The organism is Halegenticoccus tardaugens (genome assembly GCF_004116405.1).
In the GTDB taxonomy this organism is placed as follows: Archaea; Halobacteriota; Halobacteria; order Halobacteriales; family Haloferacaceae; genus Halegenticoccus; species Halegenticoccus tardaugens.
In genome coordinates, this window is record NZ_SDIC01000009.1 from 188564 (window position 1) to 204141 (window position 15578).

Annotated in this window: 18 protein-coding genes and 1 tRNA gene; 14 read left to right on the forward strand and 5 right to left on the reverse strand. The window is 67.2% G+C overall.

Features of this window, described 5'->3' with window-relative positions:
• The first annotated feature begins 97 nt into the window (after positions 1-97).
• The 3 genes from C3L37_RS21225 (at position 98) to sod (ending at position 2203) form a co-directional block, all read left to right on the forward strand.
• Entirely contained in the window at positions 98-709 is a 612-nt protein-coding gene (locus tag C3L37_RS21225) for a DJ-1/PfpI family protein (RefSeq protein ID WP_129116543.1), read from the forward strand.
• A gap of 128 nt (positions 710-837) precedes the next feature.
• Positions 838-1446 carry a superoxide dismutase gene (locus tag C3L37_RS21230; RefSeq protein WP_129116544.1) on the forward strand — a complete coding sequence of 203 codons (609 nt, stop codon included), beginning with the start codon at positions 838-840 and terminating at the stop codon, positions 1444-1446.
• Between the two features lie 157 nt (positions 1447-1603).
• Positions 1604-2203, forward strand: coding sequence for a superoxide dismutase (gene sod, locus C3L37_RS21235; protein ID WP_129116545.1), 600 nt, complete (start codon positions 1604-1606; stop codon positions 2201-2203).
• Positions 2204-2332: 129 nt separating this feature from the next.
• On the opposite strand, the gene C3L37_RS21240 is transcribed toward sod, so the two are convergent.
• The gene (locus C3L37_RS21240) at positions 2333-2800 is read right to left on the reverse strand and encodes a DUF7522 family protein (RefSeq protein ID WP_228546416.1); all 468 of its coding nucleotides are present in this window, start codon (positions 2798-2800) and stop codon (positions 2333-2335) included.
• 203 nt (positions 2801-3003) lie between these two features.
• Here C3L37_RS21240 and C3L37_RS21245 point away from each other — a divergent pair, with 203 nt between their 5' ends.
• Positions 3004-3273, forward strand: a complete 270-nt coding sequence (locus C3L37_RS21245) for a DUF5827 family protein (protein ID WP_129116546.1) — start codon at positions 3004-3006, stop codon at positions 3271-3273.
• A gap of 1 nt (position 3274) precedes the next feature.
• Here C3L37_RS21245 and C3L37_RS21250 read toward each other — a convergent pair whose 3' ends face one another.
• Positions 3275-3853 carry an MBL fold metallo-hydrolase gene (locus tag C3L37_RS21250; RefSeq protein WP_129116547.1) on the reverse strand — a complete coding sequence of 193 codons (579 nt, stop codon included), beginning with the start codon at positions 3851-3853 and terminating at the stop codon, positions 3275-3277.
• A gap of 182 nt (positions 3854-4035) precedes the next feature.
• Between C3L37_RS21250 and thyA the strand changes: the two genes are divergently transcribed.
• Together thyA and C3L37_RS21260 are read left to right on the forward strand one after the other, a co-directional pair.
• Positions 4036-5031 carry a thymidylate synthase gene (thyA, locus tag C3L37_RS21255; RefSeq protein ID WP_129116548.1) on the forward strand — a complete coding sequence of 332 codons (996 nt, stop codon included), beginning with the start codon at positions 4036-4038 and terminating at the stop codon, positions 5029-5031.
• Positions 5031-5552, forward strand: coding sequence for a dihydrofolate reductase (locus C3L37_RS21260; RefSeq protein WP_228546417.1), 522 nt, complete (start codon positions 5031-5033; stop codon positions 5550-5552). The genes thyA and C3L37_RS21260 overlap by 1 nt, the downstream gene beginning before the upstream one ends.
• A 45-nt stretch (positions 5553-5597) precedes the next feature.
• Here C3L37_RS21260 and C3L37_RS21265 read toward each other — a convergent pair whose 3' ends face one another.
• Complete coding sequence (locus C3L37_RS21265) at positions 5598-6131, reverse strand: hypothetical protein (RefSeq protein WP_129116549.1); 534 nt, start codon at positions 6129-6131, stop codon at positions 5598-5600.
• An 87-nt stretch (positions 6132-6218) separates the two neighbouring features.
• On the reverse strand, positions 6219-7682 hold the full coding sequence (gene sufB / locus C3L37_RS21270; RefSeq protein WP_129116550.1) for a Fe-S cluster assembly protein SufB: 1464 nt from the start codon (positions 7680-7682) through the stop codon (positions 6219-6221).
• A gap of 171 nt (positions 7683-7853) precedes the next feature.
• Between sufB and C3L37_RS21275 the strand changes: the two genes are divergently transcribed.
• From C3L37_RS21275 to C3L37_RS21295, 5 genes are all read left to right on the forward strand, one after another.
• The gene (locus C3L37_RS21275; RefSeq protein WP_129116551.1) at positions 7854-8597 is read left to right on the forward strand and encodes an archaeal proteasome endopeptidase complex subunit alpha; all 744 of its coding nucleotides are present in this window, start codon (positions 7854-7856) and stop codon (positions 8595-8597) included.
• Positions 8594-9532, forward strand: a complete 939-nt coding sequence (locus tag C3L37_RS21280) for an MOSC domain-containing protein (RefSeq protein WP_129116552.1) — start codon at positions 8594-8596, stop codon at positions 9530-9532. The genes C3L37_RS21275 and C3L37_RS21280 overlap by 4 nt, the downstream gene beginning before the upstream one ends.
• Positions 9533-9715: 183 nt before the next feature.
• A complete protein-coding gene (locus tag C3L37_RS21285) occupies positions 9716-10906 on the forward strand; it encodes a helix-turn-helix transcriptional regulator (RefSeq protein WP_129116553.1) in 1191 nt (396 codons plus the stop codon).
• A gap of 65 nt (positions 10907-10971) precedes the next feature.
• Positions 10972-11349, forward strand: coding sequence for a hypothetical protein (locus C3L37_RS21290; protein WP_228546418.1), 378 nt, complete (start codon positions 10972-10974; stop codon positions 11347-11349).
• Positions 11350-11491: 142 nt separating this feature from the next.
• A tRNA-Glu gene (locus C3L37_RS21295) sits at positions 11492-11566 on the forward strand.
• A gap of 97 nt (positions 11567-11663) precedes the next feature.
• Here C3L37_RS21295 and C3L37_RS21300 read toward each other — a convergent pair.
• Positions 11664-12323, reverse strand: coding sequence for a helix-turn-helix domain-containing protein (locus C3L37_RS21300; protein ID WP_129116554.1), 660 nt, complete (start codon positions 12321-12323; stop codon positions 11664-11666).
• A 227-nt stretch (positions 12324-12550) separates the two neighbouring features.
• Between C3L37_RS21300 and C3L37_RS21305 the strand changes: the two genes are divergently transcribed.
• From C3L37_RS21305 to C3L37_RS21315, 3 genes are all read left to right on the forward strand, one after another.
• Positions 12551-12739, forward strand: coding sequence for a hypothetical protein (locus C3L37_RS21305; RefSeq protein ID WP_129116555.1), 189 nt, complete (start codon positions 12551-12553; stop codon positions 12737-12739).
• 7 nt (positions 12740-12746) lie between these two features.
• Positions 12747-15044, forward strand: a complete 2298-nt coding sequence (locus tag C3L37_RS21310) for a nitric-oxide reductase large subunit (RefSeq protein WP_129116556.1) — start codon at positions 12747-12749, stop codon at positions 15042-15044.
• Positions 15045-15165: 121 nt separating this feature from the next.
• Positions 15166-15564: a MoaD/ThiS family protein gene (locus C3L37_RS21315; protein ID WP_129116557.1), complete on the forward strand. Its 399-nt coding sequence runs from the start codon at positions 15166-15168 to the stop codon at positions 15562-15564.
• Positions 15565-15578: the final 14 nt, after the last annotated feature.

Below are 15578 nucleotides of genomic sequence, written 5' to 3' on the forward strand. Positions count from 1 at the left end.
TGTTCCGGCTCGGAAAATCCGCCACCGGCGCGCACGAGAAACCCGATCGCGCCGAACCGGGAGAAACCGCTTTGTCGACGCCCCGTCCAGAGAGACCATGACTCGAATCGACATCGTCCTGTACGAGGGCTTCGACGAACTCGACGCCGTCGGCCCCTACGAGGTGTTTTCGAACGCGGCGAAGCGCGGGGCGGACCTCGAACCGCGCCTCGTAACCGTCGACGGACGCGACCGGGTGACGGCGAGCCACGGCCTCCGCGTCGAAGCGGACGGGACGCTCCCGGGTCCCGACGCTCCCGACCGCCCGGACGTCGTCGTCGTTCCCGGCGGGGGCTGGAGCGATCGGAGCGAGGCGGGCGCGTGGACCGAAGCGGAGAAGGGCGAAGTTCCGGAGGCCGTCGCCGCCCACCACGCAGTCGGCGCGACCGTCGCGTCGGTCTGCACCGGCGGGATGCTGCTCGCGACGGCGGGGCTGACGGACGATCGTCCGGCGGTGACGCACGCGAGCGCGCTCTCCGACCTCCGGGCGTCGGGGGCCGAGGTGGTCGACGCGCGCGTCGTGGACGACGGCGACCTCCTCTCCGCCGGCGGCGTCACCTCGGGGATCGATCTCGCGCTCCACCTCGTCGAACGCGAGGCGGGCGCGCGGATCGCGGAGGACGTCGCGACCGCGCTCGAATACGAGCGCCGCGGCGTCGTCGCCTCGTAGCCCGCCGTCGCCGATCGGGGAAGGGCGGGTCGCGGATTGAAGCGTCACTCGAAGCGGAAACTCCCCGGGAAAGATAACTTGGCTTACATTTAATCCGCTCTCGGTCGATACGGAGAGTGGAGACAGAGATGACTTACGAACTCCCCGACCTTCCGTACGATTACGACGCGCTCGAACCGTCCATCGACGCGCGCATCATGGAACTGCACCACGACAAGCACCACCAGAGCTACGTCGACGGCGCGAACAGCGCGCTGGAGCAGCTCGAATCCATGCGCGAGAGCGGCGACTTCGGCGACGTGAAGGGCGTCGAACGCAACCTCGCGTTCAACCTCTCGGGACACGTAAACCACACCGTGTTCTGGCGGAACATGAGCCCCGACGGCGGCGGCGAACCCGGCGGCGAGTTCGCCGACGCGATCGAGGCGGACTTCGGCTCGTTCGACGGGTTCAAATCGCACTTCTCCGCGGCCGCGATGAACGCCGAGGGCTCCGGCTGGGGGATGTTGCTCTACGACCACGTCGGCGACGGGATGATCGTCGCGGCGGCCGAGAACCACCAGAATCAGACGCCGCAGGGGACGACGCCGCTGCTCGTGCTCGACGTGTGGGAGCACGCGTACTACCTCCAGTACGAGAACAACCGCGGCGAGTACATCGACAACTTCTGGGACGTCGTCGACTGGGACGACGTCGCGCAGCGCTACGACGACTGTCAGGGTCGGACGATCCAGTAGACCGACCGTCCGCCGGTTCCGACTCCCTCGCGCCCCGTTTTTGTCGTCGTCGCTGCGAACGGGTCCCGGTCGCGCTCACGAATCGTGACGCGTGCTATCGTACCTCTCCTCAAACTTTAACAGCGTTCCTGAATAACCAACCGGCGGAGGAATCACCATGAGTCACGAACTCCCGCCGCTTCCGTACGACTACGACGCACTCGAACCGCACATCTCCGAGCAGGTGCTGACGTGGCACCACGACACGCACCACCAGGGCTACGTCAACGGCTGGAACTCGGCCGAGGAGACGCTGGCGGAGAACCGCGAGAGCGGCGACTTCGGCTCCTCCGGGAGCGCGCTCCGGAACGTGACCCACAACGGCTGCGGGCACATCCTCCACGACCTGTTCTGGCAGAACATGTCGCCGGAGGGTGGCGACGACGCCACCGGCGCGCTCGCGGACCGGATCGAGCAGGACTTCGGCTCCTACGAGGCGTGGAAGGGCGAGTTCGAAGCCGCCGCGAAGAACGCGAGCGGCTGGGCGCTCCTCGTCTACGACAGCTTCTCGAACCAGCTTCGCAACGTAGTCGTCGACAAGCACGACCAGGGCGCGCTGTGGGGCTCCCACCCGATCCTCGCGCTCGACGTGTGGGAACACTCGTACTACTACGACTACGGTCCGGCGCGCGGCGACTTCATCGACGCGTTCTTCGAGGTCGTCGACTGGGACGAGCCGAACCGCCGCTACGAGCAGGCGGTCGAGCTGTTCGAGTAGGTCGCGCAGAATCCGTCAATCCCGATTTTTTCGCCGAACCGCACCGTAGAGTGAAACGTTCGAACCTGCGCCCCGAGCGACGCGTTCGAGCCGGGCGAGCGGCGCGTCGAAACCGTCAATCGGTGTCCCTCAGTCGGAGTCGCATCCGCCCCGCGACCCCGGTTCGGCGGACCTCGACCCGTCCGAACCGCCGGACGGCCTGAACTCGTCGGTCGAGTACTCGCCCACCAGATCGCCGATCTTCGCGTCGAGCTTCGAGAAGTCGTAGTACTCGTCGCGCCGGTCGAAGCTCGCGAACACGCCGATCCGCGCGTCCCCGCTTTCGAGGAACGTGCGGAACAGTTCGAACGAGGAGAAGCCGCGGACCGTGTACTGGTAATCGGCGTAGTACAGCTTCTCGTACGTGTCGCGCGTCACGTAGCCGTACCGTTCGTTGTCGACGAAGGCCGCCACGTCGAGGTCTTCGATCCGGCGCTCGACGTCCGGTCTGACGTACAGCCGCTCGTGGGTCCACTGATCGAACAGCCAGACGTCGCGCAGTGACTCGCCGCCGAGCTCTTCGAAGAGTGCCACGAGGCGGTCCGTCGCATCGCTCATACGTCCGCCAGATGCCGCCGGCAGATAACCATTTTTGTGCTCGGTTGAGAGGTCAGATGAAGGTGAACCCGCCCCGCCCGAACCGACCGCCGACGGCTCGCTCCGGCCGCCCTCTCGCCCCCTTTTCGCTCCGGCCGTCCTCGCTTCACCCCGCGAAACGAGAGACCGCCAGGATTTACCGCCGACCGGTCGTACCGCTTCGCATGCCGAAACCGAAAGACGAGTTCGAGGCGCTGTACCCGTGCGACTTCTACACGCCCGAGGACCTCCTCGAAGCGGATCAGATGTACACGGTCTACGAGATCGCGCGCCTCCTCCAGGGGCTGGACGCCGACGCCGAGATCGACGTGGAGACGGAGGAGATCCTGCTCGACTGGGCCATCCCGTGGATCATGCGGAACGCCGACGACCTCGTGGTCGCCGAGCCGCCGAGCGAGGAGGAGCCGGGGTACTACGGGCTGAAAACCGAGTGAGCTACCCCAGTCGGGCGGCTCTGCTCGCGAGTTCGACGTCGTGGTACGGGTTCGTGACGACGCTCGGACCGTGGCCGACGTGCATCTCCCCGAGCGACTCGTCGACCGTCTCGCGCATCCGGTCGATGCTCGCGATCAGCGTCTCGCGGTCGCCCTCTTCGAGGTCGGTCCGTCCGAAGCTCCCGTTCTGGAAGACGAGGTCCCCCGCGAAGAGGACGCTCGCGTCCGGCGAGTAGAAGCAGAGGTGGTCGTCCTTGTGCCCGGGCGTGTGGAGGGCGACGTAGTCGTGATCGCCGAGCCGAACCGTCTCCCCGTCGTCGATTCGGCGGTCGACGAGGGGGTTTCCGGGATCGAACCCCCAGACCTCGACGCCGAACGCGTCGCGGACGGCGTCCACGTTGCCGACGTGGTCCGGGTGGGTGTGCGTCAGCACGATCGCGTCGAGGGAGTCCGTGCGCTCGCGTACCCGCTCGACCGCGTCGAAGTTCGCGCCCGCGTCGACGAGGACCCCGCGCTCGCCCTCGACGAGGAAGGCGTTGCTCGTGAACGCGCGGACGCCCTGCGCGACGTTGTGGATCATGACCCCGGCTACGACACGGGTCGACTTCGGTGTTCCTCTCGCGTCGGACGATCGGGTTCGGTGGATGCAGCACCTGCCGCGTTTTCAGTGGGTTTAGTACCCGCCACGCCCGATGGTCGGTGAGACACCGTGGCGCGAACCGACAGACACCCCGACGGCATCGACGCGGAGGAGGCGGACCCGTGAAGCAGTATCTCGACCTGGTCGAGGGAGTCCTCCGCGAGGGCGCGTACAAGCCGAACCGGACGGGCGTCGACACCATTTCGGCGTTCAGTCGACACTACGAGGTGGACCTCTCAGAGGGATTTCCGCTGCTCACGACGAAGGATCTGTCCGGGTATCGCTGGAACTCGCTGATTCACGAGCTCCTGTGGTACCTCTCGGGCGAGGAGCACGTCCGAAACCTTCGCGAACAGACGAAGATCTGGAACGCCTGGGCGGACGATCAGGGACGCCTCGACACCGCCTACGGCCGATTCTGGCGGCGGTATCCGATCCCCGACTCGGGGCTGTCGGGGGAAGCGTGGCCCGAGGAGGGCCACCGGTGGGTCAACGACGACGAGCGGACGTTCGACCAGATCGCCTACGTGCTCGACCAGCTTCGCGAGAATCCGCAATCTCGCCGGCTCGTCGTCAACGCCTGGCACCCCGCGAACGCCGCCGTCAGCACCCTTCCGCCGTGTCACTACACGTTCGTCTTCAACGTCCAGGGCGACCGGCTGAACCTGCACCTGACGCAGCGTTCCGGCGACGTCGCCCTCGGCGTTCCGTTCAACGTCGCCGCCTACTCGCTCCTGGCGCAGGCCGTCGCGGGACGGACCGGGTTCGAACTCGGCTCGTTCGCACACACCGTCGTCGACGCGCACGTTTACTGCGGCGAGGACTCCCGTGGGGAGTGGTACGCGGAGAACCTCCCGGCGCTGCAGGGGCGGCTGGCCGCCGTCGAGGAGCGGGCTGACTTCCTCGGCGTGCGCGAGTGGGTCGAGGAGAGCGCCCCTGCGGAGGAGACGGAGGGATACGACCACGTTCCCGGGCTCCTGTTGCAACTGTCGCGCGAGCCGCGTCCGCGGCCGCGACTGGAGATCGCGGACAAACCGCTCGACGAACTCGCGTTCGAGGACGTTCGGCTGCGCGACTACGACGCCGCCGAGGGAATCCGCTTCTCGGTCGCCGAGTGATGGCGCCCGAGACGGAGCCCGAGATGGAGATCGCGCTCGTCGCCGCCGTCGCGTCGAATGGCGTCATCGGCGCCGACGGCGACATGCCGTGGCACTACCCCGAGGACCTCCGGCACTTCAAGGAGACGACGACCGGCCACCCGGTGATCGCGGGCAGGCGGACGTACGAGAGCATCGCGGCTCGGATCGGCGGGCCGCTCCCCGGCCGGACGAACGTCGTCCTGAGCACGCGCGACCCGGACTTGCCGGAGGGCGCGGTTCTCGCGGGATCGATCGACGAAGCGATCGCCGTCGCCCGGGAAATCGCCGGCGAGGGCGGCACCGTCTTCGTGATCGGCGGGGCGACCGTGTACGAGCAGTTCCTCCCGCGGGCCGATCGTCTCGTCCTCACCGAGATCGACGCGGCGTTCGACGGGGACACGCGATTCCCCGAGTGGGACGAGAGCGAGTGGGAGGAGGTGAGCCGCGACGAGCGCGAGGCGTTCGCGTTCGTCGAGTACCGGCGCCGCGCGGACGGCTGACGGGGCGCTGTGCCGCCGTCGTCAGTCGGCGGGATTCTCGGGTTCTCAGAACCGGCGAGCGTCGGGACCCTCCGGGACCGTGTACTCGTCGATCCACGGCGGCTCGGTTCGGTCCTTTGCCCACTCGAACAGGTGGCGCTTCTCGTTCGCGTAGTAGAGCCGGTAGGCGTCGACGTAGTCTTCGGCCGTCCAGCCGCCGGTCACCTGCGGCGGGTCCGTCCGCCCCGTCTCCGGCCACGCGAGATCGGAGAGGAGAGCGTCGTCCAGCGTTCCCACCGTGGCCCACGACCCGTGAACCCGCTCGTCGTCGTGATCCCAGCGGTAGCGCCACTCGTCGTGGGCGCGGTCGACGTAGTCGTGCGTGCGCTCCCAGTTCTCGCGCGAGGAGGCGGCCCACCGGGTGAGCGGATGGCCCGAGTGGGTGAAGTAGCGGTCGTCCGCCGGGTCGGGGTACCCGTTCAGCCGCGCGGCGGTCGTCAGCACCATCGACCCCTCGAAGACGCTGCTCAGGACGTGCCGGTCGACGAGCCACTCGACCGCCCGCCGAAGATCCCGATCGAGCCAGAAGGCGTTGACCATTGGGCGTGAGAAGGGAGGAATCGAGCGCGGATAGGGGCGTCGGCCCCGGCGGAAGAGGAGATGAAACGGACCGCTGACCCGTCGGACTTACCCGAGGCTTCCCTCCATTTCGAGTTCGACGAGGCGGTTGAGTTCGACCGCGTACTCGATCGGCAGCTCGTTCGTGATCGGCTCGATGAACCCGGAGACGATGAGTTGCTTTGCGTCGTCGTCGTCGAGGCCGCGCGACTGCAGGTAGAACACGTCCTCGTCGCCGATCTTCCCCACCGTCGCCTCGTGCGCCACGTCGACGTCGCTCTCGTGGATCTCGATGTGCGGCATCGTGTCGCTCTGGCTCTCGTTGTCGAACATGAGCGCGTCGCACTCGACGGAGCAGGCGGCGTCCTTCGCGCCGCGGGCGATGCGGACCAGCCCGCGGTAGTTGGTGCGGCCGCCGCCCTTCGAGATCGACTTCGAGACGATCGTCGACTTGGTCTCGGGGGCGTTGTGGTACACCTTCGCGCCCGTGTCGATGTTCTGCCCGGCGGTGGCGAAGGCGATGGTGATGTGGTTGTCCGACGCGCCGCGACCGTTGAGGATCGTCGCGGGATACAGCATGGTCGATTTCGAGCCCATGGAGCCGGAGATCCACTCCATGCGGCCGCCCTTCTCGACGATCGCGCGCTTCGTGTTGAGGTTGTACGTGTTCTTCGACCAGTTTTGCACCGTCGAGTACTGCACGTGCGCGTCCTCGCCGACGAACACCTCGACGGCACCCGAGTGCAGGTTGAACACGCCGTACTTGGGTGCGGAGCAGCCCTCGATGTAGTGGACCTCCGATCCTTTCTCGGCGACGATGAGGGTGTGTTCGAACTGGCCCATGCCCTCGGAGTTCATCCGGAAGTACGCCTGGACCGGCATCTCGACCGTGATCCCCTCCGGCACGTAGACGAAGGAACCGCCGGACCAGATCGCGCCGTGCAGCGCCGCGAACTTGTTGTCCGACGGCGGCACGCACTTCGTCATGAAGTACTCCTCGACCAGTTCGGGGTACTTCCGCACGGCTTCGTCCATGTTACAGAAGATCACGCCCTTTTCCTGCCACTGTTCTTGCATGTTCTGGTAGACGATCTCGGACTCGTACTGGGCGCCGACGCCCGAGAGCGCGTTGCGCTCGGCTTCGGGGATGCCCAGCTTGTCGAACGTGTCGCGGATCTCCTCCGGCAGGTCGTCCCACGACTCCGCGCCGCCGCGCGTCTCGATGTCCGGGCGGATGTACGGGACGATCTGGTTCACGTCGACCTCCGAGAGGTCGGGCTGCCCCGGCCACCCGGTCGGCATCGGCATCGCGTCGAACATCCGAAGCGCGCGGAGGCGGCGCTTCAGCATCCACTCCGGTTCGCCCTTGTCCTCCGAGATGACTCGAATCGTCTCCTCGGTGAGACCCTTGTCGGCCTTGAACGCGGCCTTCTGGACCTTCTTGAAGTCGAAGCGGGACTGCGCGTCCGCCGTTCGGAAGTGCTCCTCGTCCGCCGTGAGTTCTTTGTCGGCCGGTTCCTCCTTCGTACTCATGACGGTAGACTAGGGGTGTCGCAGCTATATCACGCTGTCTGGCCCCGCGTGTTCCTTCCGGATCACATCAGGTCGACCGCTTAGGCAGGCTTTTTCCGGCGGGGCGTCGTACGCGGAGGCGATGACCGACAGCGTCGCCGCGGTGACGGATCGCGAGGGGGTCGGCGGACGATGAACCGAAGCAACCAGCAGGCGTACGACCGCGGGACGTCGCTGTACTCGCCCGACGGGCGCATCTACCAGGTCGAGTACGCGCGCGAGGCGGTCGAGCGCGGCGCGCCAGTCGTCGGCGTCCGGACGACCGACGGCGTCGCGTTCGCCGCCAAGCGCCGCACGCGATCGTCGCTGATGGTCGGAGAGAGCGTCGAGAAGCTGTACAAGATCGACGACCACGTCGGTGCCGCGAGCGCGGGTCACGTCGCCGACGCGCGAAAGCTCGTCGACGCGGCCCGCCGCGAGTCGCAGGTCGAACGCCTCCGGTACGGCGAGCCGATCGGCGTCGAGGCGCTGACGACGACCGTGACCGACCGGGTTCAGGAGAACACCCAGCGGGGCGGTACCCGCCCGTACGGCGCGGCGCTCCTCCTCGGCGGCGTCGACGCGAGCGGCCCGCGGCTGTTTTCGGTCGACCCGTCGGGGACCGGGAGCGAGTGGAAGGCGGTCGCCATCGGCGGCGGGCGCGAGTCGATCCAGGAGGCCCTCGAATCGGGGTACTCGACGGACCTCGATCTCGACGCCGGCTTGCGTCTCGCGCTGGGGGCGATCACGGTCGACGACGACGAGCGCAGCGCCGACGGGCTGACGGCCAGCGCGATCTCCGACGACGGATATCGGACGATCGACGCCGACGCGATCGCCGACCTGCTCGCCGACGAGGGGGCCGCTGAAGACGACGCCGGCGACGCCGGGGAATGAGTCGAGGGGACGAGGTGTCGGACGGATCGGAACCGACGCCGACGCTCCGACGGATCACCACGTTTCCGGTGAAATCGCTCGACCCGCACGAGAGGGATTCCGCGCGGATCGTCGAGAACGGCGGACTCGCGGGGGATCGCGAGTACGCGCTGTTCGACGGAGCGGGGAACTACGTCAACGGCAAGCGCAATGCGGACGTCCACCGACTTCGCTCCGCGTTCGATCCGGGCGCGGGGACGGTGACGGTCGACGCGCCCGGACGCACGAAGCGGACGTTTTCGCTCGAAGGGGATCGGGAGGCGCTGACGGAGTGGCTGTCGGCGTACTTCGGCGAGCCGGTCGAACTGCGTCGAAATCGAGCGGGTGGGTTTCCGGACGACACCGACGCGTCCGGTCCGACGGTCGTCAGCACGGCGACGATCCGCGAGGTCGCGTCGTGGTTCCCCGGAATCGACGAGGGCGGGATGCGTCGACGGCTCCGTGCGAACCTCGAAATCGGCGGCGTGCCCGCGTTCTGGGAGGATCGGCTGTTCGCCGGTCGATCCGAACGCGTCACCTTCGAGGTAGGAAGTACGAGCCGGTCGAACACCGGCGAGGTAGGGAGTACGAGCCGCTCCGAATCCGAAGTCGACGAATCCGGAGCCGACGAATCCGAACGAGACGGCTCGGGCGTCCGGTTCGAGGGCGTCAACCCGTGCCAGCGGTGCGTGGTTCCCTCGCGCGACCCGGAGACGGGCGAGGTGTACGAGGAGTTCACCGAGACGTTCGTCGCGCGGCGGCGCGAGACGCTCCCCGAGTGGAGCGGAGGGGAGTGGTTCGATCACTACTACCGGCTGATGGTCAACACCGTCGTTCCCGACTCCGAGCGGGGGAAGTCGGTGTCCGTCGGCGACGAGGTTCGGATCGTCGGCCCTCGCTCGGCGGACGATTCGTAGCCCGCAGCCGGACGAAGGGGCGTCCGGTTCGGGATCGCGTCGGTGCGAACCGCCGATTCCGAGTCGGCGTGATACGTCGGCCGTCGGAACCGTCCCGACCACTCTGACAGCGGTGAAAGTTAACGTTTCACATTCCGTGCCGTGTCAAAAACTCTTTTGCTCCGCCCGAAGTCTATCAGGGCGATGGAAAAACCGGGTGCGTTCGCTGTGGTTTTGCTCCTCGCGGTGCTGTGCGTCGCTTCGCCCGTCATCGCGGCGGACGGCGACCCCGCAGACAGCCGCATCCATCAAACCACGAATACGACCCAGGGGGACGCGGAGGCGACGGACGTACAGGACTCCTTCGATCGCGACCGCGTCATCCTCGTCGTTCACGACAACCAGTCGGCGCGATGGACGTTCCAGTACGAACGGACGCTCGAAAACGACAGCGACGAGCGGGACTTCCGGGCGTTCGCCAGGGAGTTCAACAACCAGGAGACGGAACTGTACACCGGATTCCAGAACGACTCGCAGACGCTCGTGCGCGACGGGAGCAACGTCACCGGGCGAGAGATGGAGGCGACCGACTTCTCCCGACAGGCCTACGTGACGAGCAGCCTCGGAAACGACATCGGCGTCGTCGAGATGTCGTTCACGTGGACGAACTTCGCCGAGACGGACGACGATCGGATCGTCGTCGGCGACGTGTTCGAAGGCGGGCTGTACATCAGCCCGAACCAGTCGCTCGTCGTCGAGCCCGGGCCGAATCTGGTGTTCGAGTCGGTCAACCCGAACGGGACGCAGTCGAACACCACGTCGCTCGGCGAGAGCGACTCGGTGACGTGGCAGGGCGAGCGGGAGTTCACCGACAACCGTCCGCAGGTCGTGTTCGCGCCCAACGAGTCGGGGGTCGGCTCGGAACCCGCACCCAACGAGACGAGGACCGACGGGCTCGGGCCGGATCAGGGTAGGTCGATGCCGGGCGGCGACGCCGGTATGTGGCTCCTCGGCGCGCTCGTGGTAGTTCTCGGGGGCGTCGCCGCGGCCTTCTGGTACGGCCGCAGCTCGAACGGCGAGGGGACCGCGCCGACGGTCGCGGGACCGTCCGAACGGCGATCGGAGCCGACGCCGCCCGCCCAACCGGCGGTGTCGGACTCCGAACTGCTCTCCGACGAGGATCGCGTGATCTCGATGCTCCGCGAGCGCGGCGGCCGGATGAAGCAGGTGAAGATCGTCGAAGAAACGGGCTGGTCGAAGTCCAAGGTGAGCATGCTGCTGTCCGACATGGAAGAAGAGGGGCTCATCTCGAAGCTCCGCGTCGGCCGCGAGAACGTGATCAGCCTTCGGGGACACGAGCCCGAGGCGGCCGGATCGCCGTTCGACGACGAATGAGCGCTTTTTCCGCCGATCGTCCCGGCGGGGTCACGTTGAAACGCGTGGAGGGATTAGCGAAACGCGTGTCCGAGCACAACGACGACGAGGACGGTTCCGATCCCCTTTCGCCCGCGAACGGCGCGATCGACGACACGCCGACCGTGTCGTGTTCGACGTGCGGGCGTGAGTGGGACGTCTCCTACGAACTCGACGAACTCGGGGTCGGAAATCAGGCGCTGGAACAGTTCGCGCTGGACCACAAACGGCACACGGGCCACTACCCCGACGGAATCGCGACGTGGCGGGCGATCTGTCTGCACTGCCCGGAGGAGATCGAGCGACTCTCCGAACGCGCCGTCTCCCGGTGGGCGAAGACGCACGCGCGGCACACGCGACACGCGCTGGAGATCCGTCACGCGACCGGCGACGAGACGACTCGCGTCGAAGCGGACGACACGTGAGCCGTCGTCGCGGGCGAACGGGAGACAAACGCGCCCCGCTCTACCGACGCTCTCGCCCCCGCTACGTGCAACGTTCTCCCGGCTCACGATCGAAAACGGAACTGTTTTACGTATCTCGGCGATACCTCGAAACGCAGCAGGCGCTCCGGTGGTGTAGTCCGGCCAATCATATTGCCCTCTCACGGCAATGACCAGGGTTCAAATCCCTGCCGGAGCATTTTTCACACCTAATCTGCGAGCAGCGAGCGGGCCGCGAGTCTCGTCGCCGCCCGCGTCGGAACGGCTCGCCGGCGAACACCGAAACGGCGTCGCCCTCACTCGTCGCGCTCGGTCGACTCGACGGCGTCGTCGTACTCCTCCAGGAACCGTTTCACGATCCGCTCTTCGGCGCGGTGCAGCGTCTCGCTGCACGTCGACTTCGCGATTCCGACGGCCGTCGCCAGCTCGGTCAGAGAACACGTTCGCGGCGTGTCGTAGTACCCGCGCTCCGTCGCCTCCCGAACGAGCCGGAGCTGTCTGTCCGTGAGAAGCCGATCGGATTCGATCCGCTGTTGGACCCAGTCGACGGTGAACGGGATGCCGAACGCGTCGAGCTGTTCCGCGAGCGCCGAGAGCCGATCGCGCGGCGCGGTGATCTCCCAGACCGCCTCGCCCGCTTGGATGGCGAAGGGCATCTCCAGCGGGATGCCGGAGCTCTGGACGGGCGACAACAGCAGGGGCGTCGTCGTTTCGAACTGGACGAGGACCGTGTCGCCCCGCCGCTGGAGCGGTTCGAGTTCGGTGACGGCCTCGTTCGAGTACACGTCCGCCAGGAGCGACCCGATGTCGGTCTCGGTGATCTCCGCGAGACCGACGCCCGCCCGCTCGTCGGCGAGCGCGGCGAGGACTCGAAAGCGAGCGTCCGGGTAGGCGCGCGAAACGTCGCCGATCCAGACCCCGTCGGGGATCGTGAGCGTGAGTCGTGCCCGTGGCATCGGGTGAACATATTCGGGACTCCACCCAGTCAGTATCCCCGAACGTGTTCGGGGGAAGGCTGATCGGCGGCCCACGGGTGGTGTTCACCGTGTGCAGTTAGGCCATCCTAAACTCCGCGGGAACGACGGCCCCGTCCGTGCGGGGGCGACTCGACCGTTCGGATCCCGCAGAGCGGCCCCGGCAGCCGGGGCGTCGACGCACGACGCCCCGACGACACACTGGAACCATGACGACAGCAACACAGCTCACCGACCCCGACGGCACTTCACACGCGACCCTTCGCGACGCCGAATCGCCTTCGATTCGATCCGCTCTCCCGGAGGCGGAACGAATCGCGCCACATCACCGCCCCGATCCCGAGGAGCCGCCGTCCTCGGTAACGCGCGGCGACGCCCCGACGCGGCACGGGAGGTGATCTCGACATGGAAGTAACGCGCAAAACGCTGGCGAAGCTCCTCCTCACGGTGTTCGTCTTCAACCTCGTCGTGATGGGAGCCGGCGCGTGGTACTCGTACCAGCAGTCGCCGGCGATTCCGCAGACGGTCGTCGGCCCCGACGGCGACACCGTCGTCACGGCCGAGCAGGTTCGGGACGGGAAGGCGGCGTTTCAGGTGAACGGCCTGATGAACCACGGGTCGATCCTGGGTAACGGGGCGTACTTCGGCGTCGACTACACCGCCGACGCCCTCGATCTGAAGGTCGAGCACATGCGCGACCACTACGCCCAGGAGCGGTACGACCGGGAGTACGCCGCGCTCGACGAGGACCAACGGGCCGTCGTGGAGGCGACCACCCAACGTGACCTCGAAGAAGGGCGGGCGGACGACCGCGTCGAGTACTCCGCGGCCGAGGTGTACGCCCACGAACAGGTTCGCGAGGAGTACGTCGACCGGTACCACGAGGGGGACCTCGAACGCGGCGTCCCGGCGGGCATGATCGACTCGGAGTCCGACGCGCGCGCTTTCGCCGACTTCGCGCTCTGGACCGCCTGGATCTCCCACACGGAGCGGCCCGGCACCGACCACACGTACACGAACGACTGGCCGTACCAGCCCGACGCCGGGAACGTCCCGCCCGCCTCGTCGATGACGTGGAGCGTCATCGCGATGGTGTTGCTCATCGCGGGGGCGGGGATCGCCGTCTGGCTGTACAAGTCGATCGAACTCCCCGAGCCGGACACCGAGGGGATCACGGTTCCGAAGCCGGAGGGGATAGACATCACGCCGAGCCAGCGCGCCGCCGTGTGGTTCATTCCCGTCGCCGCGGGCCTGTTCATCGCGCAGGTGTTCCTCGGCGCGCTGCTCGCGCACTACTACGTCGAGCGCGACGGTTTCTTCGGCGTCGGCGAGCTGCTCGGCATCGACTTCGTCGGACTGTTCCCGTTCGCGATCGCGAAGACGTGGCACCTCGACCTCGGGATCCTCTGGATCGCCACGCTCTGGCTGGGGACGGGGCTGTTCCTCCCCGCGCTGTTGACCGGCCGCGAACCGCGGCGACAGAAGACGTTCGTGAACCTCCTGCTCTGTGCGCTCGTCGTCGTCACCGTCGGCGGTCTCGGCGGGATCTGGCTCGGCGCGAACGGCTACTTCGACGGCGACCTCTGGTGGCTCCTCGGCAACGAGGGACTCGAATACCTCGAGGTCGGCCGCGTCTGGCAGGTCGGACTGCTCGCCGGCTTCGTCGGCTGGGCGGCGCTCGTCGCGCGCGGCTTCAAGCCGCTTCTCGACCGCGAGGAGCCGTACGGGCTCGCGCACATGATCCTCTACGCCGGGGGTTCGATCGCGCTGCTGTTCACGGCGGGGATGTTTTACACGCCCGAGACGAACATCGTCATGACGGAGTTTTGGCGCTGGTGGGTCGTCCACATGTGGGTCGAGGGCGCGTTCGAGTTCTTCATCGTCGCCATCGTCGGCCTGACGCTCGTCTCGATGAACCTCCTGCGGAAGCGCTCGGCGGAGAAGGCCGTCATGTTCCAGGCGCTTTTCGTGATGGGCTCCGGCGTCATCGGCGTCTCGCACCACTACTGGTGGATCGGCCAGCCGGACGTGTGGGTTCCGCTCGGGAGCGTCTTCTCGACGCTCGAACTCATCCCGCTCGTGTTCATCCTCTTCGAGGCGCTCAACGAGTACCGCGCGCTCGCGACGAGCGACGAGACGTTCCCGTACACGCTGCCCTTCATGTTCATCATCGCCAGCGGCTTCTGGAACTTCGTCGGGGCGGGCGTGCTCGGCTTCTTCATCAACCTCCCGCTCGTCAACTACTACGAACACGGGACGTACCTCACGGTCGGTCACGCCCACGCCGCCATGTTCGGCGCGTTCGGCTTCCTCGCGCTCGGGATGGCGACCTACATGCTCCGCATCTCGACCGAGCAGTCCGCGTGGACCGAAAAACGCCTGCGCTGGGCCTTTTGGCTCTGGAACGTCGGGCTCGCGACGATGGTGTTCGTCTCCGTGCTCCCGGTCGGGTTTCTCCAGCTGGAGGTGGCGTTCACCGAGAGCTACGCCGCCGCCCGGAGCCTCGCGTTCTACAACAGCGAGCTGATCCAGCTGCTGTTCTGGGCGCGCTTCCCCGGCGACACCATGCTCATCCTCGGGACGGTCGTCTTCGGCTACGACGTCGCGCTCAAACTCCTCCGCCAGCGGGGGGCGACGACGCCGGCTCGCTCCCCCGAGGAGCAGCCGGTCGCGAGTCGCGTGCTCGCGGAGGACGACGACTGATTCGGATCGCGGGCGGTTCGCGATTCCATCCGCTTTCTCGCCGCTCGCCGTTTTCCCGTTCGCCACCGCTACCGAACGTGTTCGGGGCGGCGTTCTCGACTCTCGGCACCGTCTCTCCGCCATGAGCGAAATCGTCGAATCGGACCGACGGGCGGAGAGGCGGACGACCGTGAACGTGCGATGCACCGGACACGTCAGGTCGGCCGTCGGCGCGCCGCGGCTCTCCTTTTCCTTCGTGGGTGACACGCTCCGGGAGTTTCTGGAGGCGTTCTTCGCGGAGTACGACGTCCGAGACCTCCTCATCGCGGAGACCGAGGCCGACGCGACGGCCCACGGATGGGCGAAACCGCCGGCTGAACTCCCCGGCACGTGGGCGAAGAATCCCGAGGGCGAGCAGACGCGCGCCTATGCCCGGGTCTGCGTGAACGGTCGCTTCAACGAGCACCTCGGAGGATTCGACACGCGGCTCTCCGACGGGGATCGCGTCGCGCTCCTGTACCCGTTCATGTTCTGTTGTTAGGCGCGTCGAAACGG